The organism is Mesorhizobium sp. RCAM 06353 (genome assembly GCF_059683585.1).
This window is the reverse complement of sequence record NZ_CM185031.1, coordinates 1,422,548-1,441,297: the sequence shown is the minus strand read 5'-3', so window position 1 is coordinate 1,441,297 and position 18,750 is coordinate 1,422,548. Positions and strand designations below refer to the sequence as shown.

The 18,750-nt window shown below is 63.1% G+C and carries 23 protein-coding genes; 17 read left to right on the top strand and 6 right to left on the bottom strand.

All coding sequences use genetic code 11. The features are described from left to right. Positions 1-10 precede the first annotated feature (10 nt). The 3 genes from AC56QX_RS06640 (at position 11) to AC56QX_RS06630 (ending at position 1,576) form a co-directional block, all read left to right on the top strand. The gene (locus AC56QX_RS06640; protein WP_497114598.1) at positions 11-307 is read left to right on the top strand and encodes a 4a-hydroxytetrahydrobiopterin dehydratase; all 297 of its coding nucleotides are present in this window, start codon (positions 11-13) and stop codon (positions 305-307) included. Between the two features lie 128 nt (positions 308-435). Beyond that, positions 436-798 (top strand): YkvA family protein, encoded by a 363-nt coding sequence (locus AC56QX_RS06635; RefSeq protein WP_475455705.1) that lies wholly within the window; start codon positions 436-438, stop codon positions 796-798. 274 nt (positions 799-1,072) lie between these two features. Beyond that, entirely contained in the window at positions 1,073-1,576 is a 504-nt protein-coding gene (locus tag AC56QX_RS06630) for an invasion associated locus B family protein (protein ID WP_475455703.1), read from the top strand. A gap of 53 nt (positions 1,577-1,629) precedes the next feature. On the opposite strand, the gene AC56QX_RS06625 is transcribed toward AC56QX_RS06630, so the two are convergent. Further along, positions 1,630-2,985 carry a chloride channel protein gene (locus AC56QX_RS06625; protein WP_497114595.1) on the bottom strand — a complete coding sequence of 452 codons (1,356 nt, stop codon included), beginning with the start codon at positions 2,983-2,985 and terminating at the stop codon, positions 1,630-1,632. A 254-nt stretch (positions 2,986-3,239) separates the two neighbouring features. Then, positions 3,240-3,539 (bottom strand): hypothetical protein, encoded by a 300-nt coding sequence (locus tag AC56QX_RS06620; protein ID WP_172222101.1) that lies wholly within the window; start codon positions 3,537-3,539, stop codon positions 3,240-3,242. A 362-nt stretch (positions 3,540-3,901) separates the two neighbouring features. Here AC56QX_RS06620 and rlmN point away from each other — a divergent pair, with 362 nt between their 5' ends. From rlmN to AC56QX_RS06600, 4 genes are all read left to right on the top strand, one after another. Then, the gene (gene rlmN / locus AC56QX_RS06615; RefSeq protein WP_497114593.1) at positions 3,902-5,134 is read left to right on the top strand and encodes a dual-specificity RNA methyltransferase RlmN; all 1,233 of its coding nucleotides are present in this window, start codon (positions 3,902-3,904) and stop codon (positions 5,132-5,134) included. 107 nt (positions 5,135-5,241) lie between these two features. Beyond that, positions 5,242-5,562 carry a hypothetical protein gene (locus AC56QX_RS06610; protein ID WP_497114591.1) on the top strand — a complete coding sequence of 107 codons (321 nt, stop codon included), beginning with the start codon at positions 5,242-5,244 and terminating at the stop codon, positions 5,560-5,562. Next, positions 5,559-6,005, top strand: a complete 447-nt coding sequence (locus AC56QX_RS06605) for a hypothetical protein (RefSeq protein WP_497114589.1) — start codon at positions 5,559-5,561, stop codon at positions 6,003-6,005. Before AC56QX_RS06610 ends, AC56QX_RS06605 begins: the two co-directional genes overlap by 4 nt. Beyond that, positions 6,005-6,487, top strand: a complete 483-nt coding sequence (locus AC56QX_RS06600) for a hypothetical protein (protein ID WP_497114586.1) — start codon at positions 6,005-6,007, stop codon at positions 6,485-6,487. Before AC56QX_RS06605 ends, AC56QX_RS06600 begins: the two co-directional genes overlap by 1 nt. On the opposite strand, the gene AC56QX_RS06595 is transcribed toward AC56QX_RS06600, so the two are convergent. Next, complete coding sequence (locus tag AC56QX_RS06595) at positions 6,459-7,100, bottom strand: LysE family translocator (protein ID WP_497114584.1); 642 nt, start codon at positions 7,098-7,100, stop codon at positions 6,459-6,461. The genes AC56QX_RS06600 and AC56QX_RS06595 overlap by 29 nt on opposite strands. A gap of 84 nt (positions 7,101-7,184) precedes the next feature. Next, the gene (locus AC56QX_RS06590; RefSeq protein ID WP_497114581.1) at positions 7,185-9,239 is read right to left on the bottom strand and encodes a putative bifunctional diguanylate cyclase/phosphodiesterase; all 2,055 of its coding nucleotides are present in this window, start codon (positions 9,237-9,239) and stop codon (positions 7,185-7,187) included. A 379-nt stretch (positions 9,240-9,618) separates the two neighbouring features. Between AC56QX_RS06590 and AC56QX_RS06585 the strand changes: the two genes are divergently transcribed. From AC56QX_RS06585 to AC56QX_RS06575, 3 genes are read left to right on the top strand one after another with little or no spacing between them, the layout of a single operon-like run. Next, complete coding sequence (locus tag AC56QX_RS06585) at positions 9,619-10,842, top strand: argininosuccinate synthase (protein WP_497114578.1); 1,224 nt, start codon at positions 9,619-9,621, stop codon at positions 10,840-10,842. After that, positions 10,843-11,280, top strand: coding sequence for a hypothetical protein (locus AC56QX_RS06580; RefSeq protein WP_497114576.1), 438 nt, complete (start codon positions 10,843-10,845; stop codon positions 11,278-11,280). Continuing rightward, positions 11,277-11,864, top strand: coding sequence for a hypothetical protein (locus AC56QX_RS06575; RefSeq protein WP_497114574.1), 588 nt, complete (start codon positions 11,277-11,279; stop codon positions 11,862-11,864). Before AC56QX_RS06580 ends, AC56QX_RS06575 begins: the two co-directional genes overlap by 4 nt. 356 nt (positions 11,865-12,220) lie before the next feature. Here the strand turns inward: AC56QX_RS06575 and AC56QX_RS06570 are convergent, their stop codons facing one another. Next, positions 12,221-13,018: a lytic murein transglycosylase gene (locus tag AC56QX_RS06570; RefSeq protein ID WP_475455681.1), complete on the bottom strand. Its 798-nt coding sequence runs from the start codon at positions 13,016-13,018 to the stop codon at positions 12,221-12,223. A 145-nt stretch (positions 13,019-13,163) separates the two neighbouring features. Between AC56QX_RS06570 and AC56QX_RS06565 the strand changes: the two genes are divergently transcribed. From AC56QX_RS06565 to AC56QX_RS06555, 3 genes are all read left to right on the top strand, one after another. After that, a complete protein-coding gene (locus AC56QX_RS06565) occupies positions 13,164-13,292 on the top strand; it encodes a hypothetical protein (RefSeq protein WP_497114572.1) in 129 nt (42 codons plus the stop codon). Between the two features lie 90 nt (positions 13,293-13,382). Then, on the top strand, positions 13,383-14,480 hold the full coding sequence (locus AC56QX_RS06560; RefSeq protein WP_497114571.1) for a zinc-binding metallopeptidase family protein: 1,098 nt from the start codon (positions 13,383-13,385) through the stop codon (positions 14,478-14,480). Between the two features lie 64 nt (positions 14,481-14,544). Continuing rightward, complete coding sequence (locus AC56QX_RS06555) at positions 14,545-15,150, top strand: DUF1236 domain-containing protein (protein ID WP_497114569.1); 606 nt, start codon at positions 14,545-14,547, stop codon at positions 15,148-15,150. Positions 15,151-15,360: 210 nt separating this feature from the next. On the opposite strand, the gene AC56QX_RS06550 is transcribed toward AC56QX_RS06555, so the two are convergent. After that, positions 15,361-15,606, bottom strand: a complete 246-nt coding sequence (locus AC56QX_RS06550) for a hypothetical protein (RefSeq protein WP_497114567.1) — start codon at positions 15,604-15,606, stop codon at positions 15,361-15,363. Between the two features lie 125 nt (positions 15,607-15,731). Between AC56QX_RS06550 and AC56QX_RS06545 the strand changes: the two genes are divergently transcribed. From AC56QX_RS06545 to rpsP, 4 genes are all read left to right on the top strand, one after another. Beyond that, positions 15,732-15,989 carry a hypothetical protein gene (locus tag AC56QX_RS06545; RefSeq protein WP_497114564.1) on the top strand — a complete coding sequence of 86 codons (258 nt, stop codon included), beginning with the start codon at positions 15,732-15,734 and terminating at the stop codon, positions 15,987-15,989. Positions 15,990-16,266: 277 nt separating this feature from the next. Continuing rightward, positions 16,267-17,877, top strand: a complete 1,611-nt coding sequence (gene ffh / locus AC56QX_RS06540) for a signal recognition particle protein (RefSeq protein WP_497114562.1) — start codon at positions 16,267-16,269, stop codon at positions 17,875-17,877. Positions 17,878-17,884: 7 nt separating this feature from the next. Beyond that, positions 17,885-18,211 carry a chorismate mutase gene (locus tag AC56QX_RS06535; RefSeq protein ID WP_019862096.1) on the top strand — a complete coding sequence of 109 codons (327 nt, stop codon included), beginning with the start codon at positions 17,885-17,887 and terminating at the stop codon, positions 18,209-18,211. A gap of 51 nt (positions 18,212-18,262) precedes the next feature. After that, on the top strand, positions 18,263-18,664 hold the full coding sequence (gene rpsP, locus AC56QX_RS06530; protein ID WP_497114559.1) for a 30S ribosomal protein S16: 402 nt from the start codon (positions 18,263-18,265) through the stop codon (positions 18,662-18,664). The last annotated feature ends 86 nt before the right edge of the window (positions 18,665-18,750 follow it).

Here is an 18,750-nt window from a genome sequence, read left to right as displayed (position 1 = left end):
GGAAATCATCATGACGAGAGAAAAACTCAGCAAGGACGCCATCACCGCCGCCCTTGCCGAACTCGGCGACTGGTCGCTCGCCACGGACGGCGCCTCGATCAAGCGCAGTTTCGTCTTCAAGAATTTTTCCGAAGCCTTCGCCTTCATGACCCGCGTCGCGCTGGCCGCTGAGAAGATGGACCATCACCCCGACTGGTCAAATGTCTACAAGACCGTGGACGTGACGCTGAACACCCATGACGCCGGCGGCGTCACGGCGCTCGACATCGAGATGGCAAAGAAGATGAACCGCTATTTCGGCGGCTGAATGTACGCTTGGCCGCAAGCGTCGATCCCAAATCGGCACCCGCATCTTGTAGCTGGCTTCAGCTTTCACCACATTTTCCCTCGCGAGGCATGCGCTGGGATGCGCATGAGGCCCGCAAGGAGTGATTGATGGCGCAACAACCCGGTTTTGATTTCTTCGGCTTTGGCGACAAGCTCGGTGGCGAAAGCGAAGTGCGCGAAAGATTCTGGCGCACGGCCAAGAAGGCCGCACGGCAGATCCCGTTCATGGAAGACGTCGTCGCCGCCTACTACTGCGCCATGGACAAGAACACACCGATGCGTGCCAAGGGCATATTGGTGGCGGCGCTCGGCTATTTCGTCCTGCCCTTTGACCTCATCCCCGACTTCATTTTCGGGCTCGGCTTCACCGACGACATCGCCGTGCTGACTGCTGCGATCACCGCTGTCAGCGCCCACATCACGCCGGCGCATCGCCAGGCCGCCAAGGACGCCATCGCCGACAAGGGCTGAGCGTCTTCATCCGGCACGTATCCCTTGGATCCCAGGCGTTCAGCGGCCGGCGAAAAAGTCAAACTCTTGCCGCTTTCGTGGCCTCCAAGTCGCCGAAGGGACGTCGCGCCGGCCGCTGACAAGGCGGCGGCGCGGAAATGGCGGCGGTTTCCTGGGGTGAGCGTCCTTTTGTTGAGGGAAATTCACCGTTTGGTAACCCAGATTAAATCAAAATGAAGCGACGGCAGGACGCCAAGCGGCCCGCCTCCGCACCATTTGGAATACGGGAAAGACGATGCGCGGATTGATAGCACTGGTTTCGAGTCTGGTCCTGGTGGCCTCGGCAGCGCCTGTTCTGGCGCAGCAGGCGACCAAGATCGGCCAGCACAATGCCTGGGGCACCTACAGCTACCAGGCATCGGGCGGCAAGGTCTGCTACGTGCTCACCGTGCCGACCGACAAGCAACCGCCGACGCTCGACCATGGCGACATGTTCTTCTTCGTCAGCCAGCGGCCGGGACAGCAGGTGTCCTACGAGCCGCAGTTCATTGCCGGCTACACCTTCCAGGAAGGCTCCAAGGCCACCGTCACCATCGACAAGAAGTCGTTCTCGATGTTCACGAAAGGCAAGTCGGCCTGGGTCGAGAACGCCGCCGAGGAACCGGTGCTGATAGCCGCCATGAAGACCGGCACCGACATGAAGGTGACGGCGAAGTCGGGCCGCGGCAATCCGACCTCCTATGTCTTCTCGCTGAAGGGCATTTCGGCGGCGCTGACATCGATCGCCAAGTGCAAGTAAGCACAAGCCGCATTTGAACCGAAGGCCGGGCCACGATCCCGGCCTTTTGCTTTTCAGCCATGGCCCGGCTCTGGTTCCGCCTCCGCCCGCCGCCGCCGGATTGCCTCGGCGATGAAGACGCGCGACAGCGCGTGATAGAGCGGCTCGTGCGAGATCAGGCGCGCCGTGCCATAGCCCAGCATCGAGGCCAGCATCAGTGCAATGACATTGTCGTGATTGCCAGTCATCTCCAGGATGATGACGAAAGCCGTCATCGGCGCCTGCACGACACCGGCGAAATAGCCGGCCATGCCGAGCAGTGCCGCGGCACCGGTGCTGGCACCAAGAATGAGGCCGAGCGAGCTGCCGATGCCGGCGCCGACCGCCAGCGACGGCGCGAAGATGCCGCCTGGAATGCCCGAAATCATCGACAGCAGCCCGGCGACGAATTTTTCGGCAAAGAAGAACCATGGCAGCGGTGTGCCTTCGACGGCACCGCGCGCCTGCGCGTAGCCGGTGCCGAAGGTCAGCCCGCCCGAGGCGATGCCGATCACCGCCACGGCTAACCCACAGACAGCGGCCACCAGCAATGCGCGAGCCAAGGGCTGCTGCGTGTGCCAGCGCCGGATCCGCCGCGTTGTTTTCAGCGCCAGCAGCGAGAACAGCGCACCGAGGCCGCCGCCAATGACGCCGCAGCCAAGCACCAGCGGCCAGTCGGCGGCGAATGCGATCGTCTCCTTCGAGACGCCGAAATAGGTGTAGTTGCCGAGCAGGCTGAGCGAGGCGAGGCCGGCCAGGATTACCGCCGTCAGCACCAGACCGTTGGTACGCGCCTCATAGGTGCGGCCCATCTCCTCGATAGCGAAGACGATGCCGGCCAGCGGCGTGTTGAAGGCCGCCGCAATGCCGGCCGCCGAACCGGCCAGGATCAGGCCGCGCGCCTGCGCCATGCCGCCCCAGCGCGCCCCCTGCAGCATCAGCGAGGCGCCGACCTGCACGGTCGGGCCCTCGCGGCCGATCGAAGCGCCGCAGAACAGGCCGACGACGGTGAGCGCGACCTTGCCCGCCGCCAGCCACAACGAAAGCAGGTGGTCTCGATCATCGTCGTCCCGCAGGTGACGAGCGGCGATCGCCTGCGGAATGCCGCTGCCTTGCGAGCCGGGAAAGAAGGCGGAGGCCAGCCAGGCGCACAGCACGAAACCCAGCGGCGTGACGATGAGCGGCAGATAGAAACGCCAGCCACCGCCGTTTCCTGTCATCAAGTGGAACAGCGCCTGCGCCTTGTCGGCCAGCACCGCAAACAGCACGCTGATCACCCCGATGCCAACCGCGCCGGCCCAGAACACCAGCCGCGGCTGCCAGACGCGCCGGGAACCCCACATCGCCCGCGACCGCCGCAGCATGGGATATTTTCGCGATGTGCCGGCCATGTCTGTCCTCGCAATGGAGGCCCAGCCCTAGCATACACATGACGTCGATCAAGGCTGTCGGATCAAGTCGCTGTCACGCGATTATTTGAATAGGGCCTCGGCCAAACGTCCGCGATCGCGGCTGTTGGCATACGTGGAAGTTTTGGAGGCTAGTCCTGGACACAGCCCGAGGCTCGGCGCCGGCGTCGGTCTTCCGCGCGCAGGATGCTCCCGCCAGCTCCTGCCGGCGGGAGCGGTTCCTGCGGATTCAGATCTCACATGGCCATTTTTTCACATTCGGCCTGGGCCTTCTTGGTCGACGTATCAATCATGTAGGCTTTGCCCTTGGCATCGGTGATCATCATCATGCAGTGCTTGATCGGCTTGGCCATCTTCATCATCTCGGCGCCCATCTTCGCATCTGGCATCATGGTGCCCATATGCCCGTCCGGCATGATCGCCGTCACCTCCCCGCCTTTCATCATGGTCATCGTGCCCATTGCGTCTTCGGCAAAAGCCTGCGGGGTGGAAAGGCCGACGAGGGCGGCAATGACTGCGAGCTTGATCGAGTTCATTCAGCATACTCCCATTTTGCAAGGGCATGGTTGCCCTCTTCAGCCTTCGAAGGCGGCAAGGGAATCGTTACGTCAACACGACTATGTGATCGGCACCCGCGGTGCCGGGAAGATTGAGCGCAAGGTGCCAGTCGGTCGCGGCTTGCTGTCGTGGTGCGACAAACTGATTCATCCGATGAACTCTCGGTTCAGACGCCCAGAGACCGTCTGTCGATCAGAACATTCGCGATCGAAACGCTGCTGCCCACTCGAGGTTGTGTTCGCCACCGCATGACTCCTCTCTCAACCTGTGCTATGCGCCGCGCTTCAAGTTCAGGCACGATGGATGAAATCGGCCGCAAACCGCTTATATCTGTGCAACCATGACCCTTTCCTTCGACCTCACCACTGAAGGTGCCCGTGACGCGTTGCGCGCCCGCGCCGCGCCCGAGAAGCCGTCGCTGATCGGCCTGACCCGTGCCGAGATCGCAGAGGCGCTCGTCGCGTCCGGCATCGTGCCCGAGCGCCAGGCAAAGATGCGCGCCCAGCAGCTCTGGCACTGGATGTATGTGCGCGGCGTCTCCGACTTCCCCGGCATGCTCAACATCTCCAAGGATCTGCGCGCCGAACTCGACAAGCATTTTACGGTCGCGCGGCCCGAGATCGTCGAGGAACAAATTTCTTCCGACGGCACCCGCAAATGGCTGTTCCGCTTCCCGCCGCGCGGCGCCGGCCGGCCGGTCGAGATCGAGACCGTCTATATCCCAGAGGAAGGCCGTGGCACGCTCTGCATCTCCTCGCAGGTCGGCTGCACGCTGACCTGTTCGTTCTGCCACACCGGCACGCAGAAGCTGGTGCGCAACCTCACCGCTGAGGAAATCCTCGCGCAATTGCTCACCGCGCGCGACCGGCTCGGCGACTTCCCCGACCGTGACACGCCGGACGGCGCCATCGTGCCGGCCGAGGGCCGCAAAGTCTCCAACATCGTCATGATGGGGATGGGCGAACCGCTCTACAATTTCGAGGCGGTGAAGAAGGCGCTGCTGATCGCTTCCGACGGCGACGGTCTGTCTTTGTCGAAGCGCCGCATCACGCTGTCGACCTCCGGCGTCGTGCCGGAAATCTTCCGCACCGGCGAGGAGATCGGCGTCATGTTGGCGATCTCGCTGCATGCCACCAATGACGATCTGCGCGACCTGCTGGTGCCGATCAACAAGAAGTATCCGCTCAAGGAACTGATCGCCGCCTGCCGCGCCTATCCCGGACTGTCCAACGCCAAGCGCATCACCTTCGAATATGTGATGCTGAAGGACGTCAACGATTCCATCGAGGACGCCAAGGGCCTGATCAAGCTGCTCAAGGGCATTCCGGCCAAGATCAACCTGATCCCGTTCAACCCGTGGCCCGGCACCAACTACCAGTGCTCGGACTGGGAGACGATCGAGAAATTCGCCGACTACATCAACAATGCCGGCTACGCCTCGCCGATCCGCACCCCGCGCGGCCGCGACATCCTCGCCGCCTGCGGCCAGCTGAAGTCGGACTCCGAGCGCATGCGCAAGGTCGACCGGCTGGCGCTGGAAGCCATGATGATCGCGGGGCACGGCGAGGCGTGAACTCCATCAGGCGATTGGCAGTGACTTCACTCTGTTACGTCCTGGCTGCCTTCACGATATGTCTGGTTTTTTTCCTGGCTGATGGGCTGATGTGGCGGCACACTCCGATGTTCCTCTCCGGCAGTCTGGATAGTTTGTGGCTTTTGCCGATTGGAACGATGGTTGCGGGTATCTACGGTGCGCCGCTGGCCATCCCTTTGGCTATCGCGTCCCGACTTCTTCAAGCCAGACGCTGGACTATGTTCCTCTTCGGGGGAGCATTTGTTGGGGTTTTCATCTTTGCCGTCATGAGCGCCTTCCACCCACGGGTCGAGAGGCCCCCCGGCGTTGACGTGCTGGTGGTCCTGATCATTGCGGGAAGCCTGGGAGGAATTGTCTATCGGCTGGCCGAAAACCAGTTCCAGAAAATGTCCAGACAACCCGCATGAGTCGTCTCGTCGCCGGGCTCAAGCGCTTCGCCATCATAGCCGTCAGCTATATCGCCGGCGTGCTGACCTCAATCCTGGTGCCTGTGCTGCTGATCACCCTTCTGGAAGGGATCGAGTATGGCAATTGGTCCCTGGTTTTCACCTTCGACTGGCTGGGCTCCTTCCCGCTCGCCGTGTTGACCGTGGCGGTCTGCGCGCTGCTGATCGTCGGCCCCGCGATCCTGGTCGCCGAATGGCTGTCGCTGCGGGGATGGTTCTATTTCGCGGTCACGGGCGCGATCACCTCCATCGCCTTTGGCGTTCTTGTCCCGGGCTCGGCCGGAGGCTTTGTTTTCAATCCGGGCTTTCTCGGCTTTCTGGCCACGGCCGGCACCGCCGCCGGTTCGGTCTACTGGCTCCTAGCTGGGCGCAGGTCAGGCCGTCTTATAAAGCGAGAGCCGTGATGGCCCGCTTCGTCTCCTACCTCGTGCGCTTTGCCATGATCCTGTTCGGCTATGCCGTCGCCTCGCTGGCGGCGAGCGCCTTCCTCAACATCCTGTTCCTGGCCTCGCTCGGCTACACGCCTGACCACGCGCACCCGACGGCGACGGCTTCGCTGTATTTCTCGATTCCCTTCGTCGCCCTGTTCGTCGCCTATTTCGCCTTCATGCCGGCGGTGGTCGTCATCCTGGTTGCCGAAATCCTCGGCCGGCGCGACTGGCTGTACTATGCGCTGGCGGGTGCGGTGGTGGCGGCCGTATTCCTCGGCCTGGTCGACCACGCCCAAGAGTCCACCTTCGCGGTCACCGACACCAGCGCCATCATGGCGGTGATCGGCGCCGGCATGGTCGGCGGCATCTTCTACTGGCTGAGCGCCGGCCGCTGGGCCGGAAGCTGGTGGAAAGACGACAACGCTTCTATTTCGCCTGGGCCGTCAGGATCTTGAGCGCGAAGGCCGAGAACACCCCGGCGAAGAGATAGTCGACCACCCGCGTGACGCGCGGGCTGGCCTTCATCGCCGCCGAGAACTTTTCCGCCGCCAGCACCATCGGTGCCGTCACCGGGATCGACAGCACGATGAACATGGCGCCGAGGAAGAACAGCTTTCCGGGCGCGTTCGGATCATGCGCGGAAACGAACTGCGGCAGGAAGGTCATGAAGAACAGGATGATCTTGGGGTTGAGCAAATTGACGCCAAGTCCCGCCGCCCAGCTGCGCAACAGCGAGATCTGCGGACCCGTCTTCTTTTCCGGCGAAAAGGCCGAGCCCTTGGCGATCGCCTGCCAGGCCAGGAAGACGAGATAGCCGGCGCCAAAAATCTTCAGCACGAAGAAGGCCATCGGCGAGGCGACGATCAGCGCCGAGACGCCGACCACCACCAGCGTGGTGTGGATCAGCGTGCCGCACAGCGCGCCCGCCATCGAAGCAAAGCCGGTCGCACGCCCCTGGCTCAGCGTGCGCGAGACGAACAAGGTCATGTCGGGACCAGGCGTTATCGCCAGGATGACCGTGGCGATGGCGAACTGGATCAGTGTGGTGGTGTCGGGAATGAAGGACATGGAAGACCCCGGAGAGACCCGGAGCCTATACAAGATGTTTCGCGCCCGAGCGAGATGCGGGGCTGGCGCCCGGCAGCGCGGTTTCTAAGCCGCCGACTGGTCGAGTTCGGCCAGCACCTGGAGTTCTGCTCCGGTCAACAAAATCTGATCGATCGGCTTGGGGCGGCCCAGAAAATAGCCTTGCGCCTCGTTGCAGCCTTCGACCTGCAGGATGGTGAGCTGGACGTGGGTCTCGACGCCTTCGGCGAGCACGGGAATGTCGAGGCTGCGCCCCAGTGTCAGCACGGCGCGGATGATCGCCTTGGCCTGCGGGCTGCGCTCGACATCGGCCATGAAGGAGCGGTCGAGCTTGATCTTGTCGAACGGGAACGAGCGCAGCGTGTCGAGCGACGAATAGCCGGTGCCGAAATCGTCGATCGCGATCGTCACGCCCAGCGCCTTGATCTGGCGCAGCACATGCAGCGTGCGCACCTTGTCGGCGACGATCGTCGATTCGGTGAGCTCGAGCTCGAGACGCTTCGGCGACAGGCCGGTCTCGATCAGGATCTGATGGACGAGCTTGGCGAGATCGGCATGAGCGAACTGCACCGGCGACAGATTGACCGCGATCTTGTGGCCATTGTCCCACGAGGCCGCCTGGCGGCACGCGGTGCGCAACACCCACTCGCCGATCGGCAGAATGGAGCCATTCTCCTCGGCGATCGAAATGAATTCGGCCGGCGGAACCATGCCGTGCACGGGATGGGTCCAGCGCAGCAACGCCTCGTAGCCGCAGGTGGCACCGGTCGCAACCGAGGTCTGCACCTGATAGTGCAGCGAGAGCTCGCCGCGCTCGATCGACAGGCGAAGGTCGGTGGCCAGCGCGCGGCGCGCCCGCGCCGTCTCGTCCATGGCCGATTCGTAGAAGCAGACGGCCCGCGTCACGTCATTCTTGGCCCGGTACATGGCCAGGTCCGCGTTGCTGACCAGCCTCTCCCGGTCGGCGCCGTCGCGCGGATAGACGGCGACGCCGATGCTGGCGCCGGTGACGGTCTCGAAATCGTCGATCCGCAACGGCTGGAACAATGATTTTTCCAGCCGCGACACCAGGCCAAGCAACTCGTTCTGGTCCTTGAAGCGCTTGATGGCGGCAAATTCGTCGCCGCCGAGCCGGGCGACGAATTCGCCGTCGCCGGCCTGCTTCGCCAGCCTGCGGGCAATGATCTTGAGCGCCTGGTCGCCGGCCGCGTGTCCCCTGAGGTCGTTGATTTCCTTGAAACGGTCGAGATCGATGACGATGACGGCGGTCTTCGTGTCCTTATCCTCGTGCGCCTGCTCGATCTCATGGTCGAGGCGGTCGTTGAAGGAGACCCGGTTGGCAAGGCCGGTGAGCGAGTCGTTCAACGCCAGATGCTGCAGCCGCTCGAAGCTCTCGAGCCGGCCGCGTTCGTCGATCAGATAGCTGGCAAAGCCGGTGGCCGCGACGATCAGGCCGACGACGGCAACCGCGACGGCCATCGCTTCGAGGATATCGGGATTGGTGCCGGTGGTGATGAAGGAGAGTGGCGTCACTGCCACCGCCGCCATCGCCGTGAAATGCAGGCCGACGATCGCCAGCACGAGCAGTCCGATGCCGAGATAGTGCGACCAGCGATACGGCCGGCGCGCCGCCTGGCCGATCGCCGCGGCTGAGAATGCCATCGCGATCAGCACCGAAGCGACGACATAGAAGGCGTCCCACTCGACGATGCCGGCCACGTGATAGGCCATCATGCCGATATAATGCATGGCCGAGATCGCCAGCCCGACGAGGCATCCGCCCCATTCCGGCGCCAGGCCGCGGCCTTTGTCCAGGGCAAGGCCGAAGCCCGCCCCGGTTCCAACCATGGCGATGACCAAGGATATCATGGTCAGCACCGGATCGAAGGTGATCGGCGCGCCGGGCTGATAGGCCAGCATGGCGATGAAATGCGTGCACCAGATCGAGGATCCAGCGGCGACCGCGGTCAGGAACAGCCATCCCCGCATCTGCACGCCAACGGTTTTCCTGGCGCGGTCCAGGAGACCGATCGTCACCCAGCAGCCGGTGACGCACATCAGCGCCGCCAGCAGGACGAGCCACAGATTATGCTCCGTGACGATGCATGATATAACGCGCATCAGGAATGGTCCAAGCCCGAGGACAGCCGCATTGAGCGGACAAAAGCTGCTCCGGCACTTGCGTGGCCGCCACAGCTCTGTCTCGCTGATTTAGCGGCAGGACATGAAAACTTGCTTAAATCCTGGGCATAAATGCAGCCCATGATTGCAGCCGGTTGTTTCCCCAGGACATGATCCCGAACCGAAGGACCGCGCCAGCGAAAAGTGGCAACCGGTTTTCGGAAGAGATCATGCTCCAACAAAGAGCATGATCCCGCCGTCGCACGCTGGATCAGCAGTCTGGGGCCGCGCGCGCTTGCTCGCTTTGCCGTTCCTGCTAAAAGGCGCTCCGACAATCCGTGACGCCCTTGCCTAGGCGTCCGCCATCGACGGAGCAGAAATGTCCAAGACCAAAGACGTCAAGAAAGTCGTGCTTGCCTATTCCGGCGGTCTCGACACATCCATCATCCTGAAATGGCTGCAGACCGAACTCGGCGCCGAGGTCGTCACCTTCACCGCCGATCTCGGTCAGGGTGGCGAGCTGGAGCCGGCGCGCCAGAAAGCCGAGATGATGGGCATCAAGGACATCCGCGTCGTCGACGTGCGCGAGGAATTCGTCTCCGACTTCGTCTTCCCGATGTTCCGCGCCAACACCGTCTATGAAGGCACCTATTTGCTCGGAACCTCGATCGCGCGGCCGCTGATTTCCAAGCACCTCGTCGAGATCGCCAAGGAGACCGGCGCCGATGCGATCGCGCACGGCGCCACCGGCAAGGGCAACGACCAGGTGCGTTTCGAGCTTTCGGCCTATGCGCTGAACCCCGACATCAAGGTCATCGCGCCGTGGCGCGACTGGTCGTTCAAGTCGCGCACGGACCTGATCAACTTCGCCGAGCAGCACCAGATTCCGGTGGCCAAGGACAAGCGGGGCGAGGCGCCGTTCTCGGTCGACGCCAACCTGCTGCACTCGTCTTCCGAGGGCAAGGTTCTCGAAGATCCGTGGAGCGAGCCGCCGGAATTCGTCCACCAGCGCACTGTTTCGCCGATGGATGCACCCGACAAGGTCACCGAGATCGAGATCGAATTCCTGAAGGGCGACCCGATCGCGCTCAACGGCAAGAAGCTGTCGCCGGCGACCATGCTGGCCGCGCTCAACGATCTCGGCCGCGACAATGGCATCGGCCGCCTCGACCTGGTCGAGAACCGCTTCGTCGGCATGAAATCGCGCGGCGTCTATGAGACGCCCGGCGGCGCCATCCTCATCGTCGCCCACCGCGCCATCGAATCGATCACGCTCGACCGGGGTGCAGGCCACCTCAAGGACGAGTTCATGCCGCGCTACGCCGAACTCATCTACAACGGCTTCTGGTTCTCGCCCGAGCGCCTGATGCTGCAGGCGATGATCGACAAGAGCCAGGAAGACGTCGAAGGCACGGTGCGGCTGAAGCTCTACAAGGGCAATGTCATCGTCACCGGCCGCAAGTCGAAGAAGACGCTCTATTCCGACGCGCTGGTCACCTTCGAGGACGACCGCGGCGCCTACGACCAGAAGGACGCCGCCGGCTTCATCCGCCTCAACGCACTGAGGCTGCGCACGCTTGCCGCGCGCAACCGCAAGGGCTGATTGTTCAACAATAAAAACCCGGCCAATGCCGGGTTTTTGATTGAAGAGCCCACTATATCAGCGCTTTCTTGCTTGATCTTTGCAGGGTCTTATCTAGCCTCATCGCAACGGGTTCTGGGGCGATTGATCATGAAGGTCCGATTTTTGACGGTGTCTGCGATGATCGTCGCATTGGCTGGCTGCCAGAGCAGCCAGGAGGCTGTGAAGCAACACCCCAAAGCGGCATTTGGCCGATGCATGGCCAATGTCGCGACTTGGAACATCACGGCCAAACACGAAGCCACCGCTTTCATGGGCGTTTCGGCGGCAAGCATGCCGACCGTCTTCTGTCGACGCCTAGTCGATGCCATGCTTAGCGGGCGGCTGACCCTCTCCGACATAAACAGGCTGCAGACCAACCAATCCACCGACGTTTGGAGGATCATAAAGGGCAAATGACCGTCGCCGCATCGGAACCACCGGTGGGAGTCGGTCTTCTGTGCCCAGCCTTGCTGCGCAATCTCGGCGGATCGCTGACGACGCTGGTTGTTCTAACGAGTCCGGTGACGGCCGTGGCCGAGGATTTAGATCCCGCCTCCCTCGACCTTGCCGCATTGATAGAATGCAGGACCGACGTGCCGGCCTATAATGGCTTTGCCCTGTGGCTGGCCGGCGGACCCGGTGCGGCGGAGACGCTGGGCTGGAAAGAGGTTGCATCAGGCAATCTCTTCCTCGCGCAATATCACCTGCCCGCCCCTGTCCACGTCTTCGGGCGCGAGACGGGAACAATCGTCTTTACCGCGACAGGGCCGATGGCCGTGCTTGACGGCATCGCCGCGCCCGACCTCGCCCGGCAGCTCGACGTCCCGGCGACGGTCTCGACGCCGGACAAATTCCTGGGCGAGAAGATCGTGGCCGAAAGCACCGAGGACACCGGCAGCGTCAGTCTTGCCACGCGCATCACGCTCAATGTCTCGACCGTAGGCACCCACCCCGGCAAGACGCTGGCCGGCTGTTCCTACGCGCTCGACGTTGGCGATTAGCCGGAACATCAATCGCTTCGTCATCCACGGGCGGAGCAAGGAGCGTAGCGACGCGGCGCAGACCCGAGGATCCATGCCGCGACTCCTGAGCGCCGCTACGGTGCAGAATTTCTGCTTCCGCTGCACTCTTCGATTGACGTCCCGGCATGGATCCCAGGGTCTCCGCGACGGAGCTGCGCTCCTGCTTCGCCCTAGGATGACGACGTTGGGAAGGCTGCCGCCAATCGCCGATGTCCGTGGTGCTTCCATCAACAAAAAAAGCCCGGCGCATGGCCGGGCTCTTTCTGTCGAATAGAGCAATTCCAGGAAAAGTGTGAAGCGGTCCGTCCGGAATTGCGAACTGCTCTAAGCTTCAATCAGTCGCCATCGATCGCGGTGGCGATCTGCACGATGGCCTGCTGGTAGACGTTTGCGTCATTCCAGCCGGCAATTGCGCCGATATTGGCCGCAGCGCTGGCACCCCGCCGCCAGCCATGGGCCTTGAGGAAGTTGGCGGTGGAAGCCAACGCAGTGGCCTTGTCGCGCAGGTTTCCGCTACCGACGCCATACTTCAGGACATTCCCGGGCAGGAACTGCGTATGGCCGATCTCGCCATGCGCAGCGCCGACTGACGAGGCGCTCAAAGCCCCGCGATCAACCAGCTTCAGGGCCGCAATGGCATGCGGGTGGAAGAACGCCGGGCGACGGCAATCATAGGCAAGCGTCAAAATGGCGGAAACCGTATTCTGGTTGCCCATCGACGAACCGAAGCCGGTCTCCATGCCCCAGATGGCCAGCAACACACCCGGCGACACGCCGTAGTTGCTTTCGATCTGGCTGAACAGCGCCGCGTTCGACTTCTTCAGCGAACGGCCCTTGGAAATGATCGCCGCCCCGCCACGGCGCTTCATGAAGGCTTCCACCGAGCCACTGAAAGCCTTGTGGATGCCGCGGTCGACCGAGATCGTCTTTGTCGCGTAAGTGGCGCCAGCCAGCGCGGCCAGACCCCTGGCGCCGACACCTTCGGACTTGGCTTCTGCGGCGAACCCCGGCTTCCAAGCATCGAAGCCGGCACCGGTGCTGCCACAACTGGCCGCCGCCTGTGCCCCCGTCGCCAGCCCAAGCACCGCCACCACCGCGGCCGCAAAAATCCTACCCTTGGCAAGAAATGCCATGTTGTTCTCCTGGTTGCCTGATTCACGTCCCATCTGCGAATTTGCCAGCGAAACGCGCACTTGTCACGGTCTGCGGCACAATGCTGGCGAATGCCGGGGAATTTGCCTACGATCAAGTGATTATTGTGGCGGGGTCGAAATAGCCATGGAAGACGTTGATGTCGTCGGCGCCGGCGAATACGTCGCCGGCCCGCTGATCCATACCTGCGGCGGTGCGCGCCTGTCGGGCGAAGCGGTGGCCAGACAGGTCGCCGCCCGGCTTGCGGCGAAATAGTCTCGATGCAATGCGGAACGCTGGCCGGCGGCTCGCGTTTGGCCACGGGCCGCATGCACGCTGTGCCTCTTCTGGCGAATTGAGACCGACATGAAACTCTTCGACTGCCCGCATTGCGGCCACCGTCTCTACTTCGAGAACGCGCAGTGCCTGAACTGCTCCAGCCTCGTGCTCTACGATCCCGAACATGCCCGCTTTGCCTTGTCGGGCGCGGACGGCATCTTTCAGTGCACCAATGCCGATGAATGCGCCTGCAACTGGATGGCCGAACCGGGGCAGGGTTTTTGCCGCGCTTGTGTGCTGAACCAGCTGATCCCCGATCTTTCCGTCGACGGCAACCGCCGCCGCTGGATCCGCGTCGAGGCGGCGAAGAAGCGCGCCATCTATTCGCTGCTCGCCTTCGGCCTGCCGGTAGCGCCCAAGCAGAGCCCGACGGACGAGGTCGGCCTCGCCTTCGACTTCCTCGCCGATCCGATCGGCGGCGGCCCCGGCGGCGAACGCATCCTGACCGGCCATGACAATGGCCTGATCACGCTCAACGTCGCCGAGGCCGATTCAGCCGAGCGCGAAAAGCGGCGCGTCCAGATGGGTGAGAATTATCGGACGCTGCTCGGCCATTTCCGCCATGAGCTCGGCCATTATTACTGGGATCGGCTGATCCGTGACGATCCGCAAAGGCTGGACGCCTTTCGCGCTCTGTTCGGCGACGATCGCACCGATTACGAACAGGCGCTGAAGGCCTATTACACCAACGGCGCGCCACCCGACTGGCAGCAAAACCATATCTCGGCCTATGCCACCTCGCATCCCTGGGAGGACTGGGCCGAAACCTGGGCCCACCATCTGCACATCACCGACACGCTGGAGATGGTCCATGCGCTGAACTTCCCGCTCGGCCGGCTGGAGACGGTGGAGGCCAATGATTTGCCGCAAGGCGACACCGGCGGCGAACTGCAGGCAGCCCCTTCGGAACCTGCCAACACGCCCGAGCCCTTCGAAAAAATCCTTGCCCGCTGGCTGGTGCTGTCGGAAGCCTCCAACTCGATCAACCGCTGCATGGGCCTGCCCGACCTCTATCCCTTCGTCATTTCGGACATGACGGCGCGAAAACTGGCCTTCGTTCACGACCTTTTGACCGCTCTGCCGAACGAGGCGGGAACAAATCGTGAGGTGGCGCCGGCATTTTAGCCGGAACGCATGCGCCGCTGCCCCGTTTTCAAACCCGAGGGACCATGAAAACGGAGAGAAACCCATGAAATCCGTCTTGTTTCCCGCAATCGCAGGGATGATGACCGTGATGTCGGGCGCCGCCTTTGCCGACACCGCCGTCTCGGCCGTCACCGATCTCAACGTGCGCGCCGGCCCCGGGCCACAATATCCGGTCATCGGCGTGCTCGCTGCCGGGCAGTCGGCGACGCTCAATGGCTGCATCGAAAACAGCAAATGGTGCACCATCGCCGAAGCCGGCGGCCAGGGCTGGGTCTATTCCGACTATGTGACCGCCGATTTCAGCGGCAGCCGGGTGGTGCTGACGCAGCGTCCGCACGGCTCCGCCGTTGCCGTCGTCTTGCCGCCGGAAGACATCGGCAATTACTCGACCGACTATACCGGCGCGATCGTCGCCGGCGAGCCGGCCGAGGGTGACTTTCCGCCGCCTCCGGCCGAAATCCGCACCTATGTCGACACGCATCGCCTCGACCCGGTCTATCTCGACGGCGAGGTGGTGACGGGCGCGACCCTGCCCGACACTGTCGAGCTGCGCGAAATTCCCGACTACAACTACCGCTATGTCTATGTGAACGGTCAGCCGGCGCTGATCGATCCGCAGACGCGGCGCATCATGTACGTGGTGCGTTGACGGAGACCAGCGGTCGACAAGGCGGCCGCTGGCGACAATGGGGACAGTCGATCCTGCGGCACCCGGGCTGCGCCTGGGTGCTGTGCGGCGTCTGTCCGCGCCTTGAAACCTGACGAATAGCGATTCCGATTCCCGAGGCCATCAGCTAGATCGAGTGAAGGACTCGGCATGATCCATGACGCGCACCATATCAGCGCATCGCCGTCTCGCCTACGGCTGGGCGGCGAAGGGCAGATCTTCACCTTCTATGGGCTGAGCGGAGCGAGTTATGCTAAGAAGTGCGCGGATTGCCTCGAGTTTCTCGATTGCCAAACCCGCGCAATAGAGAAGAGCGCCCCACGCCATCAGGTTCATAGCGCTGCCAGCTAGCGAGATGAACCCCTTGGGCTCATGCACCACGGTAGAGGCGTACGCTGTAGCCAGCAGGCCTCCGATGCCCACCAATGCATAGAGCATTCCAAATATCCTAATTGCCAACGTCATGACAACCCCAAGCCCATCGAGCACCGACTGATATCAGCCCGTCCCTGATTTGTCGCCGGTTCGTCCAATGTACAATCGCCAAAGGAAAGCTACTTCAATTGATTGATCATCCCATAACCAATGATGCCATCCTGAGAATATTGCATCGCGTTCTCATCGAAATCCGTGCGACCGATAAACTGGACGACGCCCGTAGCCTTGCCGACGCGTTTCATAATGCGCCGGGCATGATTGCATCTGGCCGCGACCCGCAAGATACTTGGGCAAGCATCTTGACGACTGCACGCAGGCTGGAGATGGAGCCCCATATCATCTCGCTGTGGCGCCATGTCCAATCGCGTGGAATTCCGAACTGAGACACCGCCAAAATGGCCCTTGTCTTGACTCCGCGGCCGATTTCCTGTCTACACGCCTCGAATTCCGCGACGAGTATCCCTCCGAGCAAGCCGACCAGGACGCCGAAGCCTCTTTGAGGCCAAGTGCTGTAAATCGATCCTGGAGGCCAACACCCGGCAGCGCTGAGCGCCCCCGGGTGCTTTTTGGCTTTGCGCTTGCACGGGCTTTTGCTTGGACACTTGGCGCGAACGCATTACTTCTCGGATCGAACCCCGAACCGAGATCGAAGGACGATAGATGTTTGAATCGCTGCAGGAGCGCCTTGGCTCCATCCTGAACGGCCTGACCGGTCGCGGCGCGCTGTCGGAGGCTGATGTCTCGGCGGCGCTGCGCGAGGTGCGCCGTGCGCTGCTCGAGGCCGACGTGGCGCTCGAAGTGGTGCGCTCCTTCACCGACAAGGTGCGCGACAAGGCCGTCGGCGCCGCGGTGCTGAAGTCGATCAAGCCCGGCCAGATGGTCGTCAAGATCGTCCATGACGAGTTGGTCGATATGCTGGGCGCCGAGGGCGTCGCCATCGACCTCAATGCACCGGCGCCTGTCGTCATCATGATGGTCGGCCTGCAGGGCTCCGGCAAGACGACCACTTCGGCCAAGATCGCCAAGCGGCTGAGCGAGCGTCAGAACAAGAAGGTCCTGATGGCGTCGCTCGACACGCGGCGTCCTGCCGCGCAAGAGCAGCTGCGCCAGCTCGGCGAGCAGGTCAAGGTCGCGACGCTGCCGATCATTACAGGCCAGAACCCGGTCGATATCGCCAAGCGCGCCGTGCAGGCCGCCAAGCTCGGTGGCCATGACGTCGTCATCCTCGACACCGCCGGCCGCACCCATATCGACGAGCCGCTGATGGTCGAGATGGCCGACATCAAGAAGGTGTCGAGCCCGCACGAAATCCTGCTGGTCGCGGATTCGCTGACCGGCCAGGACGCCGTCAATCTGGCGAAAAGTTTTGACGAGCGCGTCGGCATCACCGGCCTGGTGCTGACCCGCATGGACGGCGACGGCCGTGGCGGCGCGGCCCTTTCGATGCGCGCCGTCACCGGCAAGCCGATCAAGCTGATCGGTACCGGCGAAAAGATGGACGGGCTGGAGGAATTCCACCCCAAGCGCATCGCCGATCGCATCCTCGGCATGGGCGACATTGTTTCGCTGGTCGAGAAGGCCGCGGAGAACATCGACGCCGAGCAGGCGGCGGCGATGGCCAAGAAGATGCAGTCGGGCAAGTTCGACCTGAACGACCTCGCCCAGCAGCTTCAGCAGATGTCGAAGATGGGCGGCATGGGCGGCATCATGGGCATGATGCCCGGCATGGGCAAGATGAAGGACCAGATGGCCGCCGCCGGTCTCGACGACAAGATGTTCGGCCGTCAGCTCGCCATCATCTCGTCGATGACCAAGGCCGAGCGCGCCAACCCGGACGTGTTGAAACATTCGCGCAAGAAGCGCATTGCCGCCGGCTCCGGCACCGACGCGGCCGAGATCAACAAGCTGCTCAAGATGCATCGCGGCATGGCCGACATGATGAAGGCGATGGGCGGCAAGGGCAAAGGCGGCGGCCTCATGCGCGGCATGATGGGCGGCCTTGCCTCGAAGATGGGTCTCGGCGGCATGATGCCCGGCGGCATGGGTGGCCCAGGGGGTATGATGGGCGGCGGCATGCCTGACCTCTCCAAGATGGATCCCAAGCAGCTCGAAGCCTTGCAGAAGCAGGCGCAAGCCGCCGGCCTTGGCGGCATGAAGGGCCTGCCGGCCCCCGGCGGCGGTGGCCTGCCCGGCCTGCCTGGCGGCATGAAACTTCCGGGGCTTCCCGGTCTCGGTGGTGGCGGACTGCCGGGCCTTGGCAAGAAGAAGTGAGGACACCATGAACGAAGAAAAGGACATGGCGGACGCCCGCACCATCCTGGCCGGCTACCGCGCCTCGATCGACAACATCGATGCCGCCCTCATCCACATGCTGGCCGAGCGCTTCCGCTGCACCAAGGCGGTTGGCGTGCTGAAGGCCGAGCATGGCTTGCCGCCGGCCGACCCGGCGCGCGAGCAGCAGCAGATCGCCCGTCTTCGCCAGCTGGCCAAGGACGCGCATCTCGATCCCGATTTCGCGGAGAAATTCCTCAACTTCGTCGTCCGCGAAGTGATCCGCCACCACGAACAGATCGCCGCTGCCAACGGCGTGACGAAAACCGGCTGAATCCCAGCTGAAATCCAATCCAACGAAATCAGAGCTTTTAGGAGAAAAGAAATGGCACTGAAGATCAGACTGGCCCGTGCGGGCTCAAAGAAGCGTCCTTACTACCACGTCGTCGTTGCCGACGCCCGTTCGCCGCGCGACGGCCGGTTCATCGAGTCGCTCGGCTCGTGGAACCCGCTGCTGCCCAAGGACGGCGAGCGCGTCAAGGTCGACGCCGACCGCGTCAAGCATTGGCTGTCGCACGGCGCCCAGCCGACCGACCGCGTGCTGCGCTTCCTCGACGAGGCCGGCATTGCCAAGCGCGACGCCCGCTCCAACCCGAAGAAGGCCGAGCCGGGCAAGAAGGCCCAGGAACGCGCCTCGCTGCTGAAGAAGGCGCAGGAAGACGCTGCCGCCGCCGTTGCGGCCGCTGCCGCAGCCCCGGCCGAGGCGGAAGCCGCCACCGCCGAATAAAGAGTGGATCATCGCATCGACAAAATGGCGGGCCTGTGCCCGCCATTTTGCTATTGTCCGGCAATGCCCATGGCGGCATCAGGCTG

What these genes read in the sequence shown, in the direction of transcription:
- AC56QX_RS06640 (WP_497114598.1), top strand. Translation starts at nt 11, where the DNA reads ATGACGAGAGAAAAACTCAGCAAGGACGCCATCACCGCCGCCCTTGCC.
- AC56QX_RS06635 (WP_475455705.1), top strand. Translation starts at nt 436, where the DNA reads ATGGCGCAACAACCCGGTTTTGATTTCTTCGGCTTTGGCGACAAGCTC.
- AC56QX_RS06630 (WP_475455703.1), top strand. Translation starts at nt 1,073, where the DNA reads ATGCGCGGATTGATAGCACTGGTTTCGAGTCTGGTCCTGGTGGCCTCG.
- AC56QX_RS06625 (WP_497114595.1), bottom strand. Translation starts at nt 2,985, where the DNA reads ATGGCCGGCACATCGCGAAAATATCCCATGCTGCGGCGGTCGCGGGCG.
- AC56QX_RS06620 (WP_172222101.1), bottom strand. Translation starts at nt 3,539, where the DNA reads ATGAACTCGATCAAGCTCGCAGTCATTGCCGCCCTCGTCGGCCTTTCC.
- rlmN (WP_497114593.1), top strand. Translation starts at nt 3,902, where the DNA reads ATGACCCTTTCCTTCGACCTCACCACTGAAGGTGCCCGTGACGCGTTG.
- AC56QX_RS06610 (WP_497114591.1), top strand. Translation starts at nt 5,242, where the DNA reads ATGTTCCTCTCCGGCAGTCTGGATAGTTTGTGGCTTTTGCCGATTGGA.
- AC56QX_RS06605 (WP_497114589.1), top strand. Translation starts at nt 5,559, where the DNA reads ATGAGTCGTCTCGTCGCCGGGCTCAAGCGCTTCGCCATCATAGCCGTC.
- AC56QX_RS06600 (WP_497114586.1), top strand. Translation starts at nt 6,005, where the DNA reads ATGGCCCGCTTCGTCTCCTACCTCGTGCGCTTTGCCATGATCCTGTTC.
- AC56QX_RS06595 (WP_497114584.1), bottom strand. Translation starts at nt 7,100, where the DNA reads ATGTCCTTCATTCCCGACACCACCACACTGATCCAGTTCGCCATCGCC.
- AC56QX_RS06590 (WP_497114581.1), bottom strand. Translation starts at nt 9,239, where the DNA reads ATGCGCGTTATATCATGCATCGTCACGGAGCATAATCTGTGGCTCGTC.
- AC56QX_RS06585 (WP_497114578.1), top strand. Translation starts at nt 9,619, where the DNA reads ATGTCCAAGACCAAAGACGTCAAGAAAGTCGTGCTTGCCTATTCCGGC.
- AC56QX_RS06575 (WP_497114574.1), top strand. Translation starts at nt 11,277, where the DNA reads ATGACCGTCGCCGCATCGGAACCACCGGTGGGAGTCGGTCTTCTGTGC.
- AC56QX_RS06570 (WP_475455681.1), bottom strand. Translation starts at nt 13,018, where the DNA reads ATGGCATTTCTTGCCAAGGGTAGGATTTTTGCGGCCGCGGTGGTGGCG.
- AC56QX_RS06565 (WP_497114572.1), top strand. Translation starts at nt 13,164, where the DNA reads ATGGAAGACGTTGATGTCGTCGGCGCCGGCGAATACGTCGCCGGCCCG.
- AC56QX_RS06560 (WP_497114571.1), top strand. Translation starts at nt 13,383, where the DNA reads ATGAAACTCTTCGACTGCCCGCATTGCGGCCACCGTCTCTACTTCGAG.
- AC56QX_RS06555 (WP_497114569.1), top strand. Translation starts at nt 14,545, where the DNA reads ATGAAATCCGTCTTGTTTCCCGCAATCGCAGGGATGATGACCGTGATG.
- AC56QX_RS06550 (WP_497114567.1), bottom strand. Translation starts at nt 15,606, where the DNA reads ATGCTCTATGCATTGGTGGGCATCGGAGGCCTGCTGGCTACAGCGTAC.
- ffh (WP_497114562.1), top strand. Translation starts at nt 16,267, where the DNA reads ATGTTTGAATCGCTGCAGGAGCGCCTTGGCTCCATCCTGAACGGCCTG.
- AC56QX_RS06535 (WP_019862096.1), top strand. Translation starts at nt 17,885, where the DNA reads ATGAACGAAGAAAAGGACATGGCGGACGCCCGCACCATCCTGGCCGGC.
- rpsP (WP_497114559.1), top strand. Translation starts at nt 18,263, where the DNA reads ATGGCACTGAAGATCAGACTGGCCCGTGCGGGCTCAAAGAAGCGTCCT.